At 61.1% G+C, this 17917-nt stretch carries 20 protein-coding genes; 14 read left to right on the top strand and 6 right to left on the bottom strand.

What is annotated here, in order from left to right; translation table 11 throughout:
- The first annotated feature begins 59 nt into the window (after positions 1 to 59).
- The 3 genes from J7400_RS13410 to maiA are packed head-to-tail and all read left to right on the top strand — an operon-like array spanning position 60 to position 2516.
- The gene (locus tag J7400_RS13410; RefSeq protein WP_209064072.1) at positions 60 to 1670 is read left to right on the top strand and encodes an FAD-dependent oxidoreductase; all 1611 of its coding nucleotides are present in this window, start codon (positions 60 to 62) and stop codon (positions 1668 to 1670) included.
- Between the two features lie 4 nt (positions 1671 to 1674).
- On the top strand, positions 1675 to 1881 hold the full coding sequence (locus J7400_RS13405; protein ID WP_209064071.1) for a DUF2783 domain-containing protein: 207 nt from the start codon (positions 1675 to 1677) through the stop codon (positions 1879 to 1881).
- Positions 1878 to 2516, top strand: coding sequence for a maleylacetoacetate isomerase (maiA, locus tag J7400_RS13400; RefSeq protein WP_209064069.1), 639 nt, complete (start codon positions 1878 to 1880; stop codon positions 2514 to 2516). The genes J7400_RS13405 and maiA overlap by 4 nt, the downstream gene beginning before the upstream one ends.
- 4 nt (positions 2517 to 2520) lie before the next feature.
- Here maiA and hpaR read toward each other — a convergent pair whose 3' ends face one another.
- Positions 2521 to 2961 carry a homoprotocatechuate degradation operon regulator HpaR gene (gene hpaR / locus J7400_RS13395; protein WP_209064067.1) on the bottom strand — a complete coding sequence of 147 codons (441 nt, stop codon included), beginning with the start codon at positions 2959 to 2961 and terminating at the stop codon, positions 2521 to 2523.
- A gap of 124 nt (positions 2962 to 3085) precedes the next feature.
- Positions 3086 to 4249, bottom strand: coding sequence for a DUF3095 domain-containing protein (locus J7400_RS13390; RefSeq protein ID WP_209064065.1), 1164 nt, complete (start codon positions 4247 to 4249; stop codon positions 3086 to 3088).
- 187 nt (positions 4250 to 4436) lie between these two features.
- On the opposite strand from J7400_RS13390, the gene J7400_RS13385 reads away from it, so the two are divergent.
- The 5 genes from J7400_RS13385 (at position 4437) to J7400_RS13370 (ending at position 9557) form a co-directional block, all read left to right on the top strand.
- Positions 4437 to 5609, top strand: coding sequence for an MFS transporter (locus J7400_RS13385; RefSeq protein WP_209064064.1), 1173 nt, complete (start codon positions 4437 to 4439; stop codon positions 5607 to 5609).
- A 145-nt stretch (positions 5610 to 5754) separates the two neighbouring features.
- Positions 5755 to 6777 (top strand): aspartate-semialdehyde dehydrogenase, encoded by a 1023-nt coding sequence (locus tag J7400_RS13380; protein ID WP_209064062.1) that lies wholly within the window; start codon positions 5755 to 5757, stop codon positions 6775 to 6777.
- Positions 6778 to 6977: 200 nt separating this feature from the next.
- On the top strand, positions 6978 to 8603 hold the full coding sequence (locus J7400_RS13375; protein WP_209064054.1) for a DUF4139 domain-containing protein: 1626 nt from the start codon (positions 6978 to 6980) through the stop codon (positions 8601 to 8603).
- Between the two features lie 118 nt (positions 8604 to 8721).
- Positions 8722 to 8853 (top strand): hypothetical protein, encoded by a 132-nt coding sequence (locus J7400_RS21345; protein ID WP_280637744.1) that lies wholly within the window; start codon positions 8722 to 8724, stop codon positions 8851 to 8853.
- A 74-nt stretch (positions 8854 to 8927) separates the two neighbouring features.
- Positions 8928 to 9557: a LysE family translocator gene (locus J7400_RS13370; protein ID WP_209064052.1), complete on the top strand. Its 630-nt coding sequence runs from the start codon at positions 8928 to 8930 to the stop codon at positions 9555 to 9557.
- 169 nt (positions 9558 to 9726) lie between these two features.
- Here J7400_RS13370 and J7400_RS13365 read toward each other — a convergent pair whose 3' ends face one another.
- Positions 9727 to 10377, bottom strand: coding sequence for a carbonic anhydrase (locus J7400_RS13365; RefSeq protein WP_209064050.1), 651 nt, complete (start codon positions 10375 to 10377; stop codon positions 9727 to 9729).
- A 144-nt stretch (positions 10378 to 10521) separates the two neighbouring features.
- On the opposite strand from J7400_RS13365, the gene J7400_RS13360 reads away from it, so the two are divergent.
- The 4 genes from J7400_RS13360 (at position 10522) to speB (ending at position 14216) form a co-directional block, all read left to right on the top strand.
- Complete coding sequence (locus J7400_RS13360) at positions 10522 to 10902, top strand: hypothetical protein (RefSeq protein WP_209064048.1); 381 nt, start codon at positions 10522 to 10524, stop codon at positions 10900 to 10902.
- A gap of 73 nt (positions 10903 to 10975) precedes the next feature.
- Complete coding sequence (locus J7400_RS13355) at positions 10976 to 12367, top strand: leucyl aminopeptidase family protein (protein WP_209064046.1); 1392 nt, start codon at positions 10976 to 10978, stop codon at positions 12365 to 12367.
- Complete coding sequence (locus tag J7400_RS13350) at positions 12367 to 13242, top strand: NlpC/P60 family protein (protein ID WP_209064043.1); 876 nt, start codon at positions 12367 to 12369, stop codon at positions 13240 to 13242. Before J7400_RS13355 ends, J7400_RS13350 begins: the two co-directional genes overlap by 1 nt.
- Positions 13239 to 14216, top strand: coding sequence for an agmatinase (speB, locus tag J7400_RS13345; RefSeq protein WP_209064041.1), 978 nt, complete (start codon positions 13239 to 13241; stop codon positions 14214 to 14216). Before J7400_RS13350 ends, speB begins: the two co-directional genes overlap by 4 nt.
- 77 nt (positions 14217 to 14293) lie before the next feature.
- Here the strand turns inward: speB and J7400_RS13340 are convergent, their stop codons facing one another.
- On the bottom strand, positions 14294 to 14641 hold the full coding sequence (locus J7400_RS13340) for a DUF2794 domain-containing protein (RefSeq protein ID WP_209064039.1): 348 nt from the start codon (positions 14639 to 14641) through the stop codon (positions 14294 to 14296).
- Between the two features lie 341 nt (positions 14642 to 14982).
- On the opposite strand from J7400_RS13340, the gene J7400_RS13335 reads away from it, so the two are divergent.
- Entirely contained in the window at positions 14983 to 15417 is a 435-nt protein-coding gene (locus tag J7400_RS13335) for a cytochrome c (protein WP_209064037.1), read from the top strand.
- 21 nt (positions 15418 to 15438) lie between these two features.
- Here the strand turns inward: J7400_RS13335 and J7400_RS13330 are convergent, their stop codons facing one another.
- Complete coding sequence (locus J7400_RS13330; protein WP_209064035.1) at positions 15439 to 15708, bottom strand: I78 family peptidase inhibitor; 270 nt, start codon at positions 15706 to 15708, stop codon at positions 15439 to 15441.
- A 192-nt stretch (positions 15709 to 15900) separates the two neighbouring features.
- Here J7400_RS13330 and J7400_RS13325 point away from each other — a divergent pair, with 192 nt between their 5' ends.
- On the top strand, positions 15901 to 17040 hold the full coding sequence (locus J7400_RS13325; RefSeq protein ID WP_280637743.1) for an S-(hydroxymethyl)glutathione dehydrogenase/class III alcohol dehydrogenase: 1140 nt from the start codon (positions 15901 to 15903) through the stop codon (positions 17038 to 17040).
- 47 nt (positions 17041 to 17087) lie between these two features.
- Here J7400_RS13325 and J7400_RS13320 read toward each other — a convergent pair whose 3' ends face one another.
- Complete coding sequence (locus J7400_RS13320) at positions 17088 to 17882, bottom strand: hypothetical protein (RefSeq protein ID WP_209064033.1); 795 nt, start codon at positions 17880 to 17882, stop codon at positions 17088 to 17090.
- Between the last annotated feature and the right edge of the window lie 35 nt (positions 17883 to 17917).

Here is a 17917-nt window from a genome sequence, read left to right as displayed (position 1 = left end):
GGAAGCGGCAGGATTTGGCAGCCTTTTGCGCAGAGCGCGCGCAAACACGGAGGAGCACTATGACCAAGATTTTTGACGTCCCGCTCTACGCCTATCAGCGCAGTCTGGATCAGGACGCCTCGGTGCCGGTGCGCCATCCGGTTCTGATCATCGGCGCAGGCCCTGTGGGTCTCACCACCGCGATTGATCTCGCCCAGCTGGGCGTGCCGGTGGTGGTGCTTGATGACAATGACCGCGTGGTGACCGGCTCCCGCGCGATCTGTTTCGCCAAACGCCCGCTGGAAATTCTCGACCGTCTGGGCTGCGGGCAACAGATGGTCGACCACGGTGTTGGCTGGTCCAAAGGCAAGGTCTTCTTTGATGACCGCCCGGTCTATGATTTCAACCTGACCGATGAGCCGGGCCACAAGCGCCCTGCTTTCATCAATCTGCAGCAATACACCTTTGAGCGCCTGCTGGTGGAACAGATCCGCGAGATGCAGAGCGCGGGCGCGCCCATCGAAATTCGCGGTTGCAACAAGGTTGAGGCCATTGGTCAGCACTATGATCACGTGGCCATTGAACTGGACACCCCCGAAGGCAGCTACACGCTGGAGGCCGATTGGCTGATCGCCTGTGACGGGGCCAATTCCCCCACCCGCCGTATGCTGGGGCTGGATTTTGACGGTCAGGTCTTTGAGGACAATTTCCTCATCGCCGATGTGGTCATGCAGGCCAATTTCCCGACCGAGCGCTGGTTCTGGTTTGATCCGCCGTTCAATCGCGGCCAATCCGCACTGCTGCACAAACAGCCAGAGAACGTCTGGCGGATCGACCTGCAACTGGGCCGTGACATCGACAAAGAGCGCGAAAAGCGCCCCGAAAATGTGATCCCGCGCCTCAAGGCCATGCTGGGGGAACATGTGGAGTTTACCCTGGATTGGGTCTCGATCTACTCCTTCCAATGCTGCCGCATGGAGCGGTTTGTGCATGGCCGGACGATCTTTGCCGGAGATTCCGCGCATCAGGTCTCCCCCTTTGGCGCGCGCGGCGCCAATTCGGGCCTGCAGGATGCCGACAATCTGGCTTGGAAGCTGCACCTTGTGCTGTCCGGCAAAGCGCCCAACAGCCTGATTGACAGCTACAACATTGAGCGCGCGCAGGCCGCAGATGAGAACATTCTCAACTCCACCCGCTCCACGGAGTTCATCACGCCCAAGTCGGACATGAGCCGCCTTTTGCGGGACGCGGTGCTGGATCTCTCGGCCCACCACGCCTTTGCGCGGCCGCTGGTGAATTCCGGGCGGCTCTCCACGCCCTGCACCTATGACAGCAGCCCCCTGATCAGCGCGGATGCGCTGGCGGCACCGGCGCTCACCCGCCCCGGCAGCCCCTGTCCGGACGCGCCCATCGGCACAGGCCATCTGCTGGATCATCTCGGCAATCAGTTCATCTTGCTGACCATTGATGCGGATGCCCCGGATCATCTGGAGGAATGCGGCGTCACCGCGCTGCGTCTGGCGCTGTCTGTGCGCGATGATCCTACGCTCACGCTGAAACGCCAGTATCTTGGGGACTGCCCCTCCGGCGTCTACCTGATCCGGCCTGACCAACATGTCGCCGCCCGCCGCGACACCTTTGATGAGCGCCACTTCCGCGCCGCCCTGCGCCGCGCCACCGGTAAGGAGTGATCTGATGTCTGACGCTTTGACACTTGCTGCAAACTTTGAGGACGCCGACGCCTTCTTCGCCGCGCTCACTGAGGCCCACGACGGGCTCACCCGCGCCGAAAGCGACGCGCTAAACGCCCGTCTGATCTTTGTGCTCGCCAATCACATAGGCGATACGCGCGCATTGACCGACGCCATCACTGCGGCCAAATCTGCAGGCACGCCTGCGTGAGCACAGTGCTCTATGACTATTGGCGCTCATCCGCCAGCTACCGGGTGAGGATTGCCCTGCATCTCGCGGGCGTCCCGTTTGAGCGCGTCACCGTGGATCTGCTTGCCGGCGCGCACAAAGCGCCGGACCATCTGGCGCGCCACCCGCAGGGCCTTGTGCCCGTGCTGGACATCGACGGGCATCGCCTCACGCAATCCCTCGCCATTCTGGACTATCTGAATGACACGCGGGGCATGGGGCTGCTGCCTGAAGATCCGGCCCACGCCGCCCAGGTCCGCGCGCTGGCTCATACGGTGGCGGTGGATGTGCATCCGGTATGCAACCTTTCGGTGGTGCGCCACGCCACCCGCGCGGCCCCCGACCCGGCGCAGGCCACCAAAGCCTGGATGCAGCGCTTCATCCGCCCCGGCCTCGCGGCATTTGAGGCGCAGCTTGCGGCTTTCAGCCAAACGCCCTTTGCCTGCGGAGAAACACTCTCTTTGGCGGACATCTGCCTGATCCCGCAACTCTATAATGCCGCCCGCTGGGAGGTGGACACGCGCGATCTGCCCCGCATCCATGCGGTGGCCACAGCCTGCGCTGCGCACCCCGCCTTTGCGGCCGCGCATCCCGATCAGCTCAGACCCGCAGGCTGAGCAATCAGAGGTCGATCTCGTTTAACTGGTTGAGCAGATCCAACAGCTGATCATAGCGCTCACCGCCCATATGATCCTTCAGCTGCTGGGCATATTGATGCGCCGCAGGGATATTGTCGTCGATCAGCTTACAGCCCACAATCGTCGCCCGGATCACCTGCCGCCGCCCATCTTTCTCATCGCGCTCCCGCGTGATGTAGCCCTTCTCCTCCAGCTTGTGCAAAATCCGCGTCAAACTGGGCAGCAACAGCACCGCACGCTCGGCGATGGAGGTCGGATCCATCGGCCCCTCTTCCACCAAAACGCGCACGACACGCCACTGTTGTTCGGTCACACCAACGTTCGCCAGCATGGTCCGCGCAGGTTTCATCACCTTCTCGCGGGCACGGAGCAACACGATGGGGAGAGACTGAGTAGTACTGAGAATATTTGTATTGCCTGTCATGAAACATTGATGCACCGGAACCGCTTAAAAGGCAATTTCTTTAGCTTGAAATTGCACTTTTCCGACCTACCGTCACCAAGGCACTTCCCCGGCTTCAGAAAAGGCCCGCGCGGCTGCAAAACCGCTATGCCGCCCGCGCCCGCAGGTTCCGCGCCGCCAGCGCATAGCCGCCCGTCGCACCATCCACAAAGTGCATATGAGAGCGCTCCACCGGTGCGGGCACAATACAGGTCATCATCGCCGCATCCTGCGTGTGCAAACCGTATCGGATCACCCCGCGCGCCTGCGCCGCTTCCAGCACCGCTGTGATCCGCGCCTGCATCGCCGGATCACAATCCAGCGTCATTTTCAGGCCGTCATCAAACTTCTGGTAATCCGCATTGCGCGACACATCCGCCGTGTAGAGCACCGGATCAAACCGGCCCAGTCGCATCCCGCTGCGAAACAGACACCAGATCAACGCGCTGCTGCAGGTCAGCTTCGCCCGCCGCCACCACACCGGGCCACCGCCACGGATATGCGCCTCAATATCAAGGCCCGGCGGCGGGAACACCGCCTTTGGACCCTTCTTCGGCAGCGGATGCCCACCGCGCGCCCTGTCCTGCGTGGCCGCAATCACCTCTTGAGCAACCTGCGCAAACGCCGCCTCCGAGGTGCCCTCACGCGGCACCACCACCAGCGACAGGATCACCCCGCGCGTAGCCTCCACATTGGCCCACTGACAACTCAGCCCGCTGAGATCCGGCGCGATCGAGGCCCGACCCTCCGCAATCCCGAACCGCCCCGCTTTCATCTCTGCTTCCAGCCAGGTCAGCCCGCCGCCGGAGAAGCTTGCATAGTCGACCTCTTCGGCAGGCGCGTAGCGTGCCACGCGCACCTCCTGCCCCGCCGCCCGAATCTCGCCCACCGTGGCCATCGCCACCCGCAGGTTCAGCCCGTATTCCTCGCGCGCCCAGCGCCGCACCGCATCCAACGCCGCCTCCGCCTGCGCCCGCTGCTCCGGCCAAACCGCAAACTGCGCCCCGTCGCCGCCAAAAACATAAGGCAGTCGCGCCATCTGCGCCGCATTGAGCTGCGCTGAAATCACCGCCGCCCCCACGAGGTTCACCGTTTTGTAGCGCCCCTGCGCAATCTCCTGTGTCGAGCCTACAATATCAGCCGCCCCCACAACCCAGTCGTCTGGCAAAGGGGCATAGCCCTCAGGCTCTGCCATACGGTCAAATTCACTGAAGCGCGGCAAGGTTTCATAAAACCCGCCCTGCTGAGGCTGTTCTGATAACGTGGTCATGCGCCGGCCCTATACGGTTCCACTGCCAAGATTACGCAACAAGGCGCGGCGAAGTTCAGGGTGTTTCAGCCCCATCACACCTTTGTGCGCAGCGCCTCCCAGCAATCAAACCACACCGCAATTGGCGCGCGCGCTCTTGCCATTTGGACAGACATGCTGTCCTGTCCCGCGCGAGGGAGGAATTTTCATGCGCGCAGATTTGATCTTGCTGTGCTTGGCCTATGTGCTGAGCCAGTTTTTCCGGGCCTTTTTGGCGGTGCTGACACAGGTGCTGGAGGTCGACCTCGGCGCCACCGCAGCCGATCTCGCCTTTGCCTCCGGCCTCTGGTTCCTGATCTTTGCGGGCATGCAAATCCCAGTGGGCGCAGCGCTGGACCGCTTCGGGCCGCGCCGCACCACGGCCATCCTGCTGCTTCTGGGCGGCGGCGGCGGTGCCGCGCTCTTTGCCATGGCCACCGCGCCGATCCACATCTCCATTGCCATGGCGCTCATCGGTATCGGCTGCTCTCCCGTCCTTATGGCCAGCTATTTCATCTTTGCCCGCAGCTACCCGCCTGCGCGCTTTGCCACCCTGGCCGCGCTCACGCTCGGCATTGGCTCCGTGGGCAACCTGATCGCGGCCTATCCCACCGCATGGGCGGCAGAAACCATCGGCTGGCGCGCAACCCTCTGGGTGCTCGCGGCCGTCAGCAGCGTGATCGCAATTGCCTCCTGGCGCATGGTGCAGGACCCGCCACCCGCCCAAAGCGACAGCCGTGGCTCCGTGCTGGATCTGCTCAAGCTCCCCGCCGTCTGGCTGCTGATCCCGCTGATGTTTGTGAACTACATGCCCTCGGCAGGCATTCGCGGCCTCTGGATTGGGCCTTATCTGTCTGATGTCTTCTCCCTCACCACCGGTGAAGTGGGGCAGGCCACGCTGGCCATGGGGCTGTCGATGATCCTTGGCACCTTTGTCTATGGCCCGTCAGACCGTCTCCTTGGCACCCGCAAATGGGTGATCATCGGCGGCGCGTCGGTGTCTGCTTCCGCGCTGATCGGCCTCACGCTGTTTGCCAACCACGGCGCGCTCAGCGCGGTGGTGTTGATGTCCATCGTCGGTTTTGCCGGGGCGGCCTTCCCGGTGATGATCGCGCATTCGCGCAGCTTCTTCCCCGAACATCTCACCGGTCGCGGCGTCACCCTGATGAACCTCTTTGGCATCGGCGGCGTCGGCGTGATGCAATTTGGCTCCGGCAAGCTGCACAGCGCCATTGCGCCGTCAAATCCGCTTCTGGCCTATCAGGTAATTTTCGGCTGCCTCGCCGCCCTTCTGGTGATCGGCGCGCTGATCTATTGCTTCTCCGAAGACCGCCTCGACTGAGCGGTTTCAATGCTGCGAATTCACCGACTTGTGAGCCATGATCGCAAAGCGGAATGGCCCTCATAAGCAATTTCCGTCACCCGCCCCCTTTTTTCTTGAGGAAAACAGGGCTAAGAGGGCGCGTCGTTTAAAATGGAGACCTAAGATGGGCTATCGCATCGTCGTCGCAGGCGCCACGGGCAACGTGGGTCGCGAAATGCTGAACATTCTGGAGGAACGCCAGTTCCCAGTGGATGAGCTTGCCGTTCTGGCCAGCCGTCGCAGCCAGGGCACCGAGGTCACCTTCGCCGACAAAACCCTGAAGATTCAGGACATTGAACAGTTCGACTTCTCGGGCTGGGACATCGCGCTCTTTGCCATTGGCTCTGACGCAACCAAGAAATTCGCCCCCATCGCAGCGGCCGCAGGCTGTGTCGTGATCGACAACAGCTCGCTCTACCGCTACGACCCGGACGTGCCGCTGATCGTGCCTGAGTGCAACGCCGACGCAATCCACGGCTATTCCAAGAAAAACATCATCGCCAACCCGAACTGCTCCACCGCGCAGATGGTTGTGGCGCTGAAGCCACTGCACGACCGCGCTAAAATCAAGCGCGTGGTGGTCTCCACCTATCAGTCCGTGTCCGGCTCCGGCAAAGACGCGATGGACGAGCTCTGGGATCAGACCAAAGCGGTCTACAACCCGACCTCCGATGTGCCGCCAAAGGTCTACACCAAAGAGATCGCCTTCAACGTGATCCCGCACATCGACGTCTTCATGGAAGACGGCTCCACCAAAGAAGAGTGGAAGATGGTCGCGGAAACCAAGAAGATCGTGGACAAAGACATCAAAGTCACCGCCACCTGCGTGCGCGTGCCTGTGTTTGTGGGCCACTCGGAATCGATCAACATCGAATTCGAAGAGTTCCTGGACGAAGACGAAGCCCGTGACATCCTGCGCGAAAGCCCCGGTATCATGGTCATCGACAAGCGCGAAGACGGCGGCTACGTCACCCCGAAAGAGTGTGTGGGCGACTTTGCAACCTTCATCTCCCGCATCCGTCAGGACAGCACCGTGGAGAACGGCATCAACCTGTGGTGCGTCTCCGACAACCTGCGCAAAGGCGCGGCCCTGAACGCGGTTCAGATCGCCGAAACCCTGGGCCGCGAAGTGCTCAAAAAGGGCTAAGCCCCGCGCTGATAGATTTCAGAAAGGCGTCCCCCGGGGCGCCTTTTTTTGTGAGATAGGGGCAGCGCGCGACCGCGGGTGCGCGCCGCCTCCGGCGCTTCAGGCAATCCCCCGCCCATGGGAGCACTCGGTCATAGCCCCCCTTGCCTCCGCTCTCGCGCCATGTTCGTCTCTCCCCAAACACAACACATAGGTGATTGATGAAAAACGCCATTTTAGCCGCCGCCCTGCTGCCACTCGCAAGCCCTCTCGCGGCGGATGTCATTGCGCTGAACGCCCCTGTCACAGCCGCCACGCTCTATTCGCAAGGGGCAACGCTCACCCGCTCTGTGCCATTCACAGCCCCCGCAGGCGCGCATGAGCTACTCATCACCAACCTTCCTGCTTCACTCGACCCAAGCTCGGTGCGCGTTGCCCTTGAGGGCGCAACCCTTGGCGCCGTCACCCTGCGTAGTGACCGCACGCAGCCCATCGACCTCACCGACAGCGCGGAGCTGATCGCCGCCAAAGCCGCACGCGACGCGGCCCGCGATGCCCTGCGCGCCTCTGAGGACGCCAAGGCCGATGTGCTCATGCATGCACAGGCCGCAGAGGCCCGCCTCGCCTATCTCGCCACGCTGACCGCCCCCACAGACACCGCCGCCACGCCGGAAACACTCACCGCAACCCTCGCGTTGATCGGCGAACAGACCCTCGCCACACGGCAGGAAATCGCCGCAATCGAGCGTGACGCCCGCCGCTTTGAACAGGAGCTGAAGGACCGCCAGCAAGACCTGCAGGATGCCCAAAAACTGGTGGATGCCCTCACCCCCTCGCTGAGTGAGAACGCCATGCTCGCAATTTCCATCACCGCGCAGGAGGCCACCTCCGGCACCCTCACCCTGACCCATCTAGTCGATCAGGCGCGCTGGCGACCGGTCTATGATCTGCACCTGACGACGGGTGACACTCCCACGCTCTCCCTGCAGCGCGGTGCCTTCATTGGCCAATACACCGGCGAAGACTGGCGCAACGTCGCCGTGACCCTCTCCACCAGCCGTCCCGACGCGCAGACCCAACCGCAACAGCTCTGGCCCGACCTGCGCCGCATCCTGCCCCAGCAGGAGCAGCAGCTCTTTGCGACCGACAGCCGCGCTCTCAAAAGCGCCGCCGCTCCGATGGCAGAGCCTGCAATCATAGCGGAGATCGCCGCCGTGGATTTCGGCGACGGCATCAACGCCACCTACAGCTACAACACGCCGGTTGACCTCACCTCGGACGCCGATGCCCTGCGCATCGCACTGGACACGCTGGACCTCACGCCCACGGTCTACGCCCACGCCAACCCGCTGTATGACGAAACCGCCTTCCTCATGGCAGAGATCACCAATGAGTTCGAAGAGCTCATCCTGCCAAGCGAGGACAGCAGCTTCTACCTCAACGGCACCTTTATTGGCGCAGGCCAGATGCCCCTTCTGGCCCAGGGCGACAAAACCGAGCTCTCCTTTGGCCCGATCATCGGCCTGCGCCTGACCGAAACCCTGGTTGCGCGCAACACCGGCGACAGCGGCGTGATCACCACCCGCAACGACCAGACCGAAGAGCGCATCTTCTCCGCTGAAAACCTCACCGGTCAGACGTGGGATCTGCGCCTCTTTGGCCGCGTGCCCTATTCCGAGCAGGAAGACCTGCAAATCACATGGCAGGCTGCCCCCGCCCCGGCGTCTGAGGATGTGGACGGGGACCGCGGCATCCTGATGTGGGAGCGCCCGCTGGCTGCAGGAGACACCTTCACAGTCACCCTCTCCCACACGCTCAAATGGCCCACAGACATGATCCTGCGCTAAGCCCGCGCCACCAAATCATCACGTAAATTTCCAAGATGGCGCCACAATCGGCGCCATTTTTGCCTCAAATTGAATTCAAACTGGATGCATTGGGGGCAGGCAAGCAGAGGAACAGCATATGTTCACGCGCATCGCTCAGCGCCTGTCTGGCGCCAGATCCAAGGAAGGCCCGCTGACAGCCAAGGCCCGCCGCCGCCGTCTCAAGGCGCTCAAAATGCACGGCATCGCCCAGAAATCGCTGTTTGCCTGAGGACTGCCCGCCCGCATCCCACTGGCATTTTGCGCATAGGATGATAGCGTCCTCTCAGACAGGGAGAGACGCCAATGAGTTTTGAAATCTGGACAGTTTACGTCGTCACCGTGCTTGCCCTGATGAGCACGCCCGGCCCCAGCCAATTGCTGATGTTGTCAAACAGCGGCGCACATGGCTTCCCCCGCGCACTCTCCACCGCCGCCGGAGACCTCAGCGCAAACGCCCTGCAAATGCTCGCGGCAGGTTTGGGGCTTGCGGCGATCATTGCCGCCTCCGCCACGGCCCTCACCGTGATCAAATGGGCCGGTGTGGCCTATCTCATCTGGCTCGGACTGCGCATGATCCACCGCGCCAAACCCGATGACCCTAATCTGGCGCAAACCCGCAGCAGAGCCTCCCTTGGCAGCCTCTGGATGCAGGGCTTCATCACCTCTACCGCCAACCCCAAAGCCGTGGTGTTCTTCGCCGCGCTCTTTCCACAGTTCCTGTCACCGGAAAGCGCCTTCTGGCCGCAATTCCTGATCCTCTCGCTCACCTATATCGTGATGGACGGTCTCTTCCTCTCCGCCTACGGCCTCAGCGCAAGCTGGATCGCCAAGCGTTTCAAAGGCACAGCCCGCGTCTGGACTGAACGCATCGGCGGCAGCTTCATGATTGGCGCTGCCCTCCTGCTCGGAGCCAAATCCATCGGAGACCGGTAACCCCAACCTTCCGGTTTTTCGCCCCGCTTCCTCTTGCCCAAAATATCCCGGGGTGAGCCGCGTCCGAAAACTGTCCGGTGGACAGTTTTAGCGGCGGAGGGGCTGGCCCCTCAAACAAAAAGCCCGCAAGATTTGCGGGCTTTCAGCTTAGATCAACGTAAGTGGCCGCTTAGACCTGCACAAAGCCCTTACTTGCGCCCTCATAGGCCTCAAGCCCGCCTTCCGCGATATTGTGCCAAAGCCCGTGCAGGGTCAGGGTGCCCGCATCCACGCGCTCTTTCACAAAGGGGAAGGTCATCAGGTTATCAAGCGACACCAGCACAGAGCGTTTCTCCAGCGCGCGGGCCTGCTCGGTGGCGTCTTTGATGTCCGCCACATCCTCATAACCGGGGCGCAGCACGTCCATCCAGCGACCAACAAAGCTGTCTTTGGCCTCAAGACCCGGCGCCTGCCCTTTGCACATGTCGATGCAGCCCTGCACACCGCCGCACTGGCTGTGACCCAGCACAACAACATGCGCCACCTTCAGCGCGGTCACCGCATATTCGATTGCAGCGCTGGTGCCGTGCTGGTTGCCATCAGGCTGAAACGGCGGCACAAGGTTGGCAATATTTCTGTGGATAAAAAACTCGCCCTGATCCGCACCAAAGATCGAAGTGACATGCACACGGCTGTCACAGCAGCTGATGATCATGGCCCGTGGGTGCTGGCCTTCGGTGCCAAGATGGCGGTACCAGCTCTGGTTTTCTTCATATGTGGTGGCTTTCCAGCCCTGGTAACGTTGCACCAAATAAGACGGGAGCGGCTTGATATGATCCATAAGTTTTCCTCACGCGTTTTCGGAGGAATAGGAGAAATTTAGCTGTAATTCGAGGGAAAAGAACGCTCTAGGAAACTTTTTGAGAAGGTTTGCGTGATCATTATGTTCCAACCGTTTGGGTAACGGAAGAACTTGGGGTGAACTATGAACCAAATCGCAACGCTCAAAATGTCTGAGCCAGCCGTTGTTGATCAAGATGAACTTGCACGCGTCCTTGTCCGCATGGATCCAAAGGAAGCGGAAGAGACGTTTATGGGTCTGATCAAATCGCTGACGGATCACTTGGCCATGGCAGAGCAGCAGTATCAGGCCGAAAATTTCGCCGAATTGGCGGAGACGATGACGTTGGTGGAACTCATCGCCGGGCGCCTGTGCATGACCGCGCTGACCCATATTGCCGAAGATGTGATCGCCTGCTGCGAGCGGCGGGACACTGTAGCACTTTCAGCGACTTACGCGCGTTTGATCCGCGTTGGCGAATGCGCTTTGCGGGAAATTTGGGATCTGAAGCGCAGCTACATCTGATCGCGCTTGCAGGCAGCGCACCAACCGCTAGGCTGGCAGGTAAATGGCCAGCGATCGGCGAGAAAGGTGCGCGATGTCTCTCAAATTTGCTTCCCCTGACAGCTCCAATGTCATTCCTCTGCACGTCATAGACGTCGATGGGTTTGATACGTGGGTGGCGGCGCAGCCTGCGCCGACCCGCGCTTTTGTGGCTGCCACGGGGTTCAAACCGGCCATCGGCAAATCCCTTCTGGTGCCTGATGCCGAAGGCCAGCCGCTGCTGGCGGTTGCGGGCTTTGGCACCGCCCAGACCCGTGCGCGCGGCCGATTTGCGCTAGCGGCGGCGGCCAGCACCCTGCCTGCAGGCACCTACGCGCTGGCCACGGCCCTGCCTGCGGGGGATCTGGAAACCGAGGCTCTGGGCTGGCTGCTGACCGGCTACGCCTTTGATCGCTACAAAGACGCCTCAGGGTCACAAGCGGCGCTGATCTGCCCCGAAGGCATTGATGCGGCCAAGCTCGAAGCGATTGCCGCCGGCGAAGCGCTCACCCGCGATCTGATCAACACCCCGGCTGCCGACATGGGGCCTCAGGATCTGGAGGATGCCGCAAGCGCGCTGGCAGGCACCTTCGGGGCCAGTTGCACTGTCACCACCGCCGACGCGCTTCTGGAAGACAACTTCCCGATGATCCACGCCGTTGGGCGTGCCGCAGCCCCCCACCGCGCCCCGCGCCTGATTGACATGTCCTGGGGCGCCAGCGGCCCCAAGCTCACACTGGTCGGCAAAGGCGTCTGCTTTGACACCGGCGGGCTCAATCTGAAGCCCGGCGGCTCTATGGGCCTGATGAAGAAAGACATGGGCGGCGCGGCCACCGTGCTGGGCCTTGCCCATATGATCATGGCGCTGGATCTGCCGCTGCAGCTGCGCGTGCTGATCCCCGCAGTGGAAAACGCAGTCTCCGGCGACAGCTTCCGCCCCGGCGACATCCTGACCTCGCGCAAAGGGCTGACGGTGGAGATCAACAACACCGATGCCGAAGGCCGCCTCGTGCTGGCCGACGCACTTGCGCTGGGGGCCGAGGACGCCCCGGACCTCATGATCTCCATGGCCACCCTCACCGGCGCGGCCCGTGTGGCCGTTGGTCCGGACCTGTCGCCTTACTACACCGATGACGCCAGTTTTGCCGCCGCGCTGGAACAGGGCGCAGCAGCCGTGGCAGACCCGGTCTGGCGCATGCCCTTCTGGGAGCCGTATGAGAAAATGATCGAGCCGGGTATCGCCGATCTCGACAACGCGCCTTCAGGGGGTTTTGCCGGCTCCATCACCGCAGCCCTGTTCCTGCGCCGCTTCGCAGAAGGGCCGCGCTATGCGCATTTTGACATCTACGGCTGGAACCCCTCCGCTGCCCCCGCCCGCCCCAAAGGCGGCGTTGGCATGGGTGCGCGCGCCATTCTGGATGCCCTGCCAGAGATGCTGGATTTCTGATGGCGGACCCTCTGGACAGACGCCTGATCGCCAGCACCGGCAAAGTCGCCGCAGACCATCTGCGCGGCGTGGTGGAGGCAGAGACCTTTGTCACACCCGCCGCCTATCGCGTTGCCATGGTGGTGACCGATCTGCTTTCTGCGCCCACCGGCGCGCGCGACCGCCAGCTGGTGCGCGGCGAAATTTTTCACGTGGTGCACAAGGAAATGGGCATGGCCTTTGGCTATGCCGATCGCGACGGCTATGTGGGCTGGGTCGACATCGGCGATGTTCTGAGCCACCCGAAACAAACGCCCACCCACCGCGTCTCTGCGGCGCGCACCTACGCCAAATCGACGCCGGGCCTGAAAATCATGGGGCTGGTCACGCCCTTGCCCTACGGCACCCGCCTTGTGGTGCTGTCCGAAGAAGACGGCTGGTCCCGCATCGCTTGGGACGGCGGACGGATCACCCGCGATCTCTATGTGCCCTCAGGCCACCTGAGCGCCGTGGATAGCATCGAGCCTGACGCCGCTGCCGTGGCCGAACGGCTGATCGGCACGCCGTATCTCTGGGGTGGCAATTCCAGCTTCGGGCTGGATTGCTCCGGCCTTGTGCAGGCCGCACTCCATGCGGCGGGGCTCTCCTGCCCCGGCGACAGCGATCTGCAGGAAGCCGCCTTTGAGGAGGCCAGCGGCACCTATCAACGCGGCGATCTGCTGTTCTGGAAAGGCCATGTCGCCATGGTCACAGACGCCGACACGCTGATCCACGCCAACGCGCATCATATGGCTGTGGCCTATGAGCCGATTGCCGAGGCCATCGCCCGCATTGCCGCACAGGGCGACGGGCCGGTGACCTCCCACAAGCGCCCGACCTACGGAGATGCCGCATGAGCGATGATTTCTTCAACCCCGTCTCCGGCATGGATCTGCCACGCTTTGCCGGGGTGCCCTCCTTCATGCGCCTGCCCGTTATGGATCTGAACCATGACCGCATCGCCGATGTGGATGTGGGCCTCATCGGCGTGCCCTGGGACAGCGGCACCACCAACCGCCCCGGCCCGCGCCATGGCCCGCGCCAGCTGCGCGACGCCTCCACCATGATCCGCGCCCAAAACGGCGCCACCGGCGTGCGCCCCTTTGATCTGATCAACTGTGCGGACCTTGGCGATGTCGGCCCCAATCCGGCGGATATTCCGGACAGTATGGAGCGCATCACCGCGTTTTATAAGCAGGTCATGGCCGCTGGCATCACACCGCTCACGGCGGGCGGTGACCACCTGACCAGCCTGCCGGTGCTGCGCGCGCTGGCCAAAGACGCACCGCTCGGCATGGTGCATTTTGACAGCCACACCGACCTTTATCACAGCTATTTCGGCGGCACGATGTACACCCACGGCACGCCCTTCCGCCGCGCGGTGGAGGAAGGGCTGCTGGATCCCAAACGGGTGGTACAGATCGGCATTCGCGGCAGCACCTATGATGATGAGGACACGGATTTTGCCAAATCCGTCGGCATCCGCGTGATCCGGATCGAGGAATTCTTTGCACGCGGTCTGGCAGATGTGATAGCGGAGGCGCGCGAGATTGTTGGCACCGCGCCCACCTATGTGAGCTATGACATCGACTTTGTGGACCCGACCTTTGCGCCGGGCACAGGCACACCTGAAGTGGGCGGCCCCAACAGCTTTCAGGCGCTTGAGGTGGTGCGTGCTCTGGACGGGCTCAACATTGTCGGCGCGGATCTGGTGGAGGTCTCCCCGCCCTTTGACAGCTCAGGCGGCACGGCGTTCCTTGGGGTTTCGATCATGTTTGAGCTGCTTTGCGTGATGGCAAACACCATCGCTTCCCGACCCGCAGAAAGGTAAGGGCTCTGCCCTCGCCCCAACGCGGTTGGGGCTTCACCCGGGATATTGTCAGAATGAGAACGCGGCGCGGGGGCGCGTCAATCCACGGCGCGGATCAGCTTGCGTTCCAAGACCCGCAGCACGGTTTTGAGGTCATGACCGCGCTTGAGCACCTGACCATCCATGCCGATCACCGCATATAGCCCCTGCTTATTGCGCAGCTTTGGGCGCTTCTCGATGCGATAAAGCGGGTTTTCAGCCGTGCGCCGAAAGACCGAGAAGACCGCCACTTCTTTCAATGAAGAAATCCCGTAGTCACGCCATTCGCCGGCCGCCACCATACGGCCATAGAGGCTCAGAATGATCGACAGTTCCGTGCGGTGAAACGCAACTTGCTGCGGCGGTTTGAAGGAAGGGTGCAGGGCGGTGGGCGGCTGTGCATTCATACGTTCAGATTTGCGCCCTTTGCCCGCAAAATCAAGCCTCTCTCTGAACCGCCGGCCGCTGCCTCATTTCCGCCGCAGATTTATCTGCAAAAGGCCTTCGTCCGATCCTCTTTTTGCCAAAGGGTAATGAAAAATTAAGGTCATAGCGACGACTACGCTACTCCCGGCGGCGCGGCTTTATTGCCCCCACCCAGTCTGCGCCGCCGGGAGGCACTTTTCCCACCCAAGACATGCAGATCGCCTTTAAGCCCGTCTTAACGGCCCAACACGCAAAATGTTTACTTGCTATTTACCACGAGCCCCCAGAAGAACTGCGCCAGCCAAAATCTAAGGATACCGCCGTGTTTCGCACTCTTACTCTGTCTTGCCTACTGTTACTCGCAAATGCCGCCGCCGCCCATAACGGCGTGAAAGACCCCAATGTCATGGCCCGCATGATGGCCATGGAAAGCATCGCAGGCGCGTTCAAAACTCTGGTGAGCATGGCCAAGAATGAAACGCCACTACATCAAGCCAAAGCACGTATGGCGCGCGACACCATTGTCCTGCATTCCGACAAGATCACGCCCCTGTTTGAAGATCACGCCACCGATCAGAAATCCGAAGCCTTGCCAGCGATCTGGGCGAACTGGGAAGATTTCTCCGACCGCGCGGACGATCTGACCAAATCCGCGCAGGCGCTGGACTTCAAAGACCGCGCGGCGCTGGCAGACACATTGGGTGCCGTGGGCGGCGCCTGCCGCGCCTGCCATAAGCAGTACCGCGAAAAGAAATAAAGGCTTGCGCCCTGCGGCGCATCAGCCGCAGCTGACCTCAATGATCTTGCCCGCGTCATCGTGGATCACATTGAGGCGCTGCTGATTAAAATCCATCGTGGCGGGGGAGTTTTCCCCCAACACGCGCATCACCTCAGGTGTGGTGACCCCCTCCAGCGCGCCTTTGTCCTGCCCGACCAGAAAGGCAAACGCCTCCGGATCACAGGTTGTGCTGCCTTGGCTTGCCACCTCTTCCTCTTTGCAGGCCACCAATGCCGTCAGGCTCAGGGCCATCAAACCGATCATACGCATCTTCTCAATCCCTCTCATTGCGCCCGCGCGCCTTGCCCCCTGCCACATCCGCCCAGCCTTGCACAACCAACGGTTTCGCCTGCATTGGTCCACACGCGGCGTGGCGCAATTCGGGCTTGCGACGTCGCCATTAAGGTTGCATAGCGCGCGGGTTTCAACCACGCTCTGAGCAAATCATGGAGGATAAGCAAAATGATGCGTACCCGTGCCGCCGTCGCGCTAGAAGCCGGCAAGCCTTTGGAAATTATGGAAGTGAACCTCGAAGGCCCGAAAAAGGGTGAGGTTCTGGTGGAGATCAAGGCCACCGGCCTGTGCCACACCGATGAATTCACCCGTTCCGGCGCGGACCCTGAAGGGTTGTTCCCCTCCATCCTCGGCCACGAAGGCGCAGGCGTTGTGGTGGAAGTGGGCGAAGGTGTCACCACCCTGAAGCCCGGCGACCACGTGATCCCACTCTACACCCCTGAGTGCCGTGAATGTCACGCCTGTCTATCGGGCAAAACCAACCTCTGCACCGCGATCCGTGGCACGCAAGGCCAAGGCCTGATGCCCGATGGCACCACCCGTTTCTCCATGCTCGATGGCACGCCGATCTACCACTACATGGGCTGCTCGACCTTCGCGAACCACACGGTTCTGCCGGAAATCGCGCTCGCAAAAGTGCGCGAAGACGCGCCGTTTGACAAAATCTGCTACATCGGCTGCGGCGTCACCACCGGCATCGGCGCGGTGATCAACACCGCTGGCGTCGAGATCGGCTCCTCCGCGGCGGTCTTCGGCCTCGGCGGCATTGGTCTCAACGTGATCCAGGGCCTGCGCATGGCCGGTGCCGACATGATCATCGGCGTGGATCTCAACAACGACAAAGCCGAGATGGCCAAGAAGTTTGGCATGACCCACTTTGTGAACCCCTCCGAGCTGCCCGAAGGCCAGTCGGTGACCGAAGCAATCATCGAGCTCACCAAAACCGAGAAAGACCAGTTCGGCGGCGTGGACTATTCCTTTGACGCCACCGGCAACGTGCAGGTCATGCGCGACGCGCTGGAATGTTCCCACCGCGGCTGGGGTGTCTCTGTGATCATCGGCGTGGCCCCTGCTGGTGCAGAAATCTCCACCCGTCCGTTCCAGCTGGTCACCGGTCGCGTCTGGAAAGGCACCGCCTTTGGCGGCGCGAAAGGGCGCACCGACGTGCCTCAGTTCGTTGACTGGTACATGGACGGCAAGATCGAGATCGACCCGATGATCACCCACAAGCTGACGCTGGATGAGATCAACCACGGCTTTGATCTGATGCACGAAGGCAAGTCCATTCGCGCAGTGGTTGAATTTTAATTTTAGACCCGGCATCAATGCCAGAGAGGGCCAACTGGCCCTCTTTTTCATTTACGTAGATTTCGCTCTAGCCGCTTGTAAGCTTTGTTAAAATCGTCATCTTCAAACTCTTCGAGCTCTTCGAAGAGATGTACAAACCGACTAGAAAATATTGCCGCAAATGCGCTCTCTAAACTACTTTGAGTAATTTCGGAAATTGCCTCGCCTTTTCGAGCATATCCAAACATTGAAACAGAAAGTGCGTACAACGCTACCCACTCCAGTGTTCGTCTTCGCTCGTTCACTTTCAATATTGCGCCGGGTTTACCGTAAGTGCTGCCCTGCCATCTCGCATGTGCAATCTGATAGTGGGCCAAAAGGTCAGCTATACGGTTCGCAACATCATCACTTTCGCTAACCTCGATCGAGTTCGATAGCTTTAGAATCATACTATCAGGAAGCGTCAAGTCACGTAGAGCTTGTTCCTGGAACTCATCATCACGATCGAGCCCCGGCACTGTAGCCAAATCTACCGATGCCTGCGCCGCCGCAGCAAAACTCTCACATATTGTAGTTAGCACAATAGGCAGTTCAGCGGTCGCCGCTAGTCGCTTTCTCCGCCGGTGTTCAAGCTCTCGATCCTCTTGAGCTTGAATATTTGCCAACACACCAGCAAGCGCCATTCCGGCAATCACCAACGAAAGCAACGAAGACAGCACAATGACATAAAACTTCGCCCACTGATCGCCAAACTCACCTGAAAGAAGATAGCTAAAACCTATCCCCAAAAGTGCTCCGATGAACACAGACATTGGCGTATTTAGAAGATAGGGACGAACCCTAGTTATGACTTTAGCTTCCATTGAAATCCTCTAGAAGAATGGCGCAATTCAATCTA

Source organism: Shimia sp. R9_2 (assembly GCF_017743735.1).
Classification (GTDB): domain Bacteria; phylum Pseudomonadota; class Alphaproteobacteria; order Rhodobacterales; family Rhodobacteraceae; genus Shimia.
Note: the sequence above shows the minus strand (reverse complement) of the source record. Positions and strands in the feature narration are given on the sequence as shown.

Coding starts and splice junctions, on each gene's coding strand:
- J7400_RS13405 (WP_209064071.1), top strand. CDS start 1,675: ATGTCTGACGCTTTGACACTTGCTGCAAACTTTGAGGACGCCGACGCC.
- J7400_RS13340 (WP_209064039.1), bottom strand. CDS start 14,641: ATGAATGCACAGCCGCCCACCGCCCTGCACCCTTCCTTCAAACCGCCG.
- J7400_RS13380 (WP_209064062.1), top strand. CDS start 5,755: ATGGGCTATCGCATCGTCGTCGCAGGCGCCACGGGCAACGTGGGTCGC.
- J7400_RS13410 (WP_209064072.1), top strand. CDS start 60: ATGACCAAGATTTTTGACGTCCCGCTCTACGCCTATCAGCGCAGTCTG.
- J7400_RS21345 (WP_280637744.1), top strand. CDS start 8,722: ATGTTCACGCGCATCGCTCAGCGCCTGTCTGGCGCCAGATCCAAGGAA.
- J7400_RS13350 (WP_209064043.1), top strand. CDS start 12,367: ATGGCGGACCCTCTGGACAGACGCCTGATCGCCAGCACCGGCAAAGTC.
- J7400_RS13355 (WP_209064046.1), top strand. CDS start 10,976: ATGTCTCTCAAATTTGCTTCCCCTGACAGCTCCAATGTCATTCCTCTG.
- hpaR (WP_209064067.1), bottom strand. CDS start 2,961: ATGACAGGCAATACAAATATTCTCAGTACTACTCAGTCTCTCCCCATC.
- J7400_RS13365 (WP_209064050.1), bottom strand. CDS start 10,377: ATGGATCATATCAAGCCGCTCCCGTCTTATTTGGTGCAACGTTACCAG.
- J7400_RS13385 (WP_209064064.1), top strand. CDS start 4,437: ATGCGCGCAGATTTGATCTTGCTGTGCTTGGCCTATGTGCTGAGCCAG.
- J7400_RS13360 (WP_209064048.1), top strand. CDS start 10,522: ATGAACCAAATCGCAACGCTCAAAATGTCTGAGCCAGCCGTTGTTGAT.
- J7400_RS13320 (WP_209064033.1), bottom strand. CDS start 17,882: ATGGAAGCTAAAGTCATAACTAGGGTTCGTCCCTATCTTCTAAATACG.
- speB (WP_209064041.1), top strand. CDS start 13,239: ATGAGCGATGATTTCTTCAACCCCGTCTCCGGCATGGATCTGCCACGC.
- J7400_RS13375 (WP_209064054.1), top strand. CDS start 6,978: ATGAAAAACGCCATTTTAGCCGCCGCCCTGCTGCCACTCGCAAGCCCT.
- J7400_RS13370 (WP_209064052.1), top strand. CDS start 8,928: ATGAGTTTTGAAATCTGGACAGTTTACGTCGTCACCGTGCTTGCCCTG.
- J7400_RS13325 (WP_280637743.1), top strand. CDS start 15,901: ATGATGCGTACCCGTGCCGCCGTCGCGCTAGAAGCCGGCAAGCCTTTG.
- J7400_RS13330 (WP_209064035.1), bottom strand. CDS start 15,708: ATGCGTATGATCGGTTTGATGGCCCTGAGCCTGACGGCATTGGTGGCC.
- J7400_RS13390 (WP_209064065.1), bottom strand. CDS start 4,249: ATGACCACGTTATCAGAACAGCCTCAGCAGGGCGGGTTTTATGAAACC.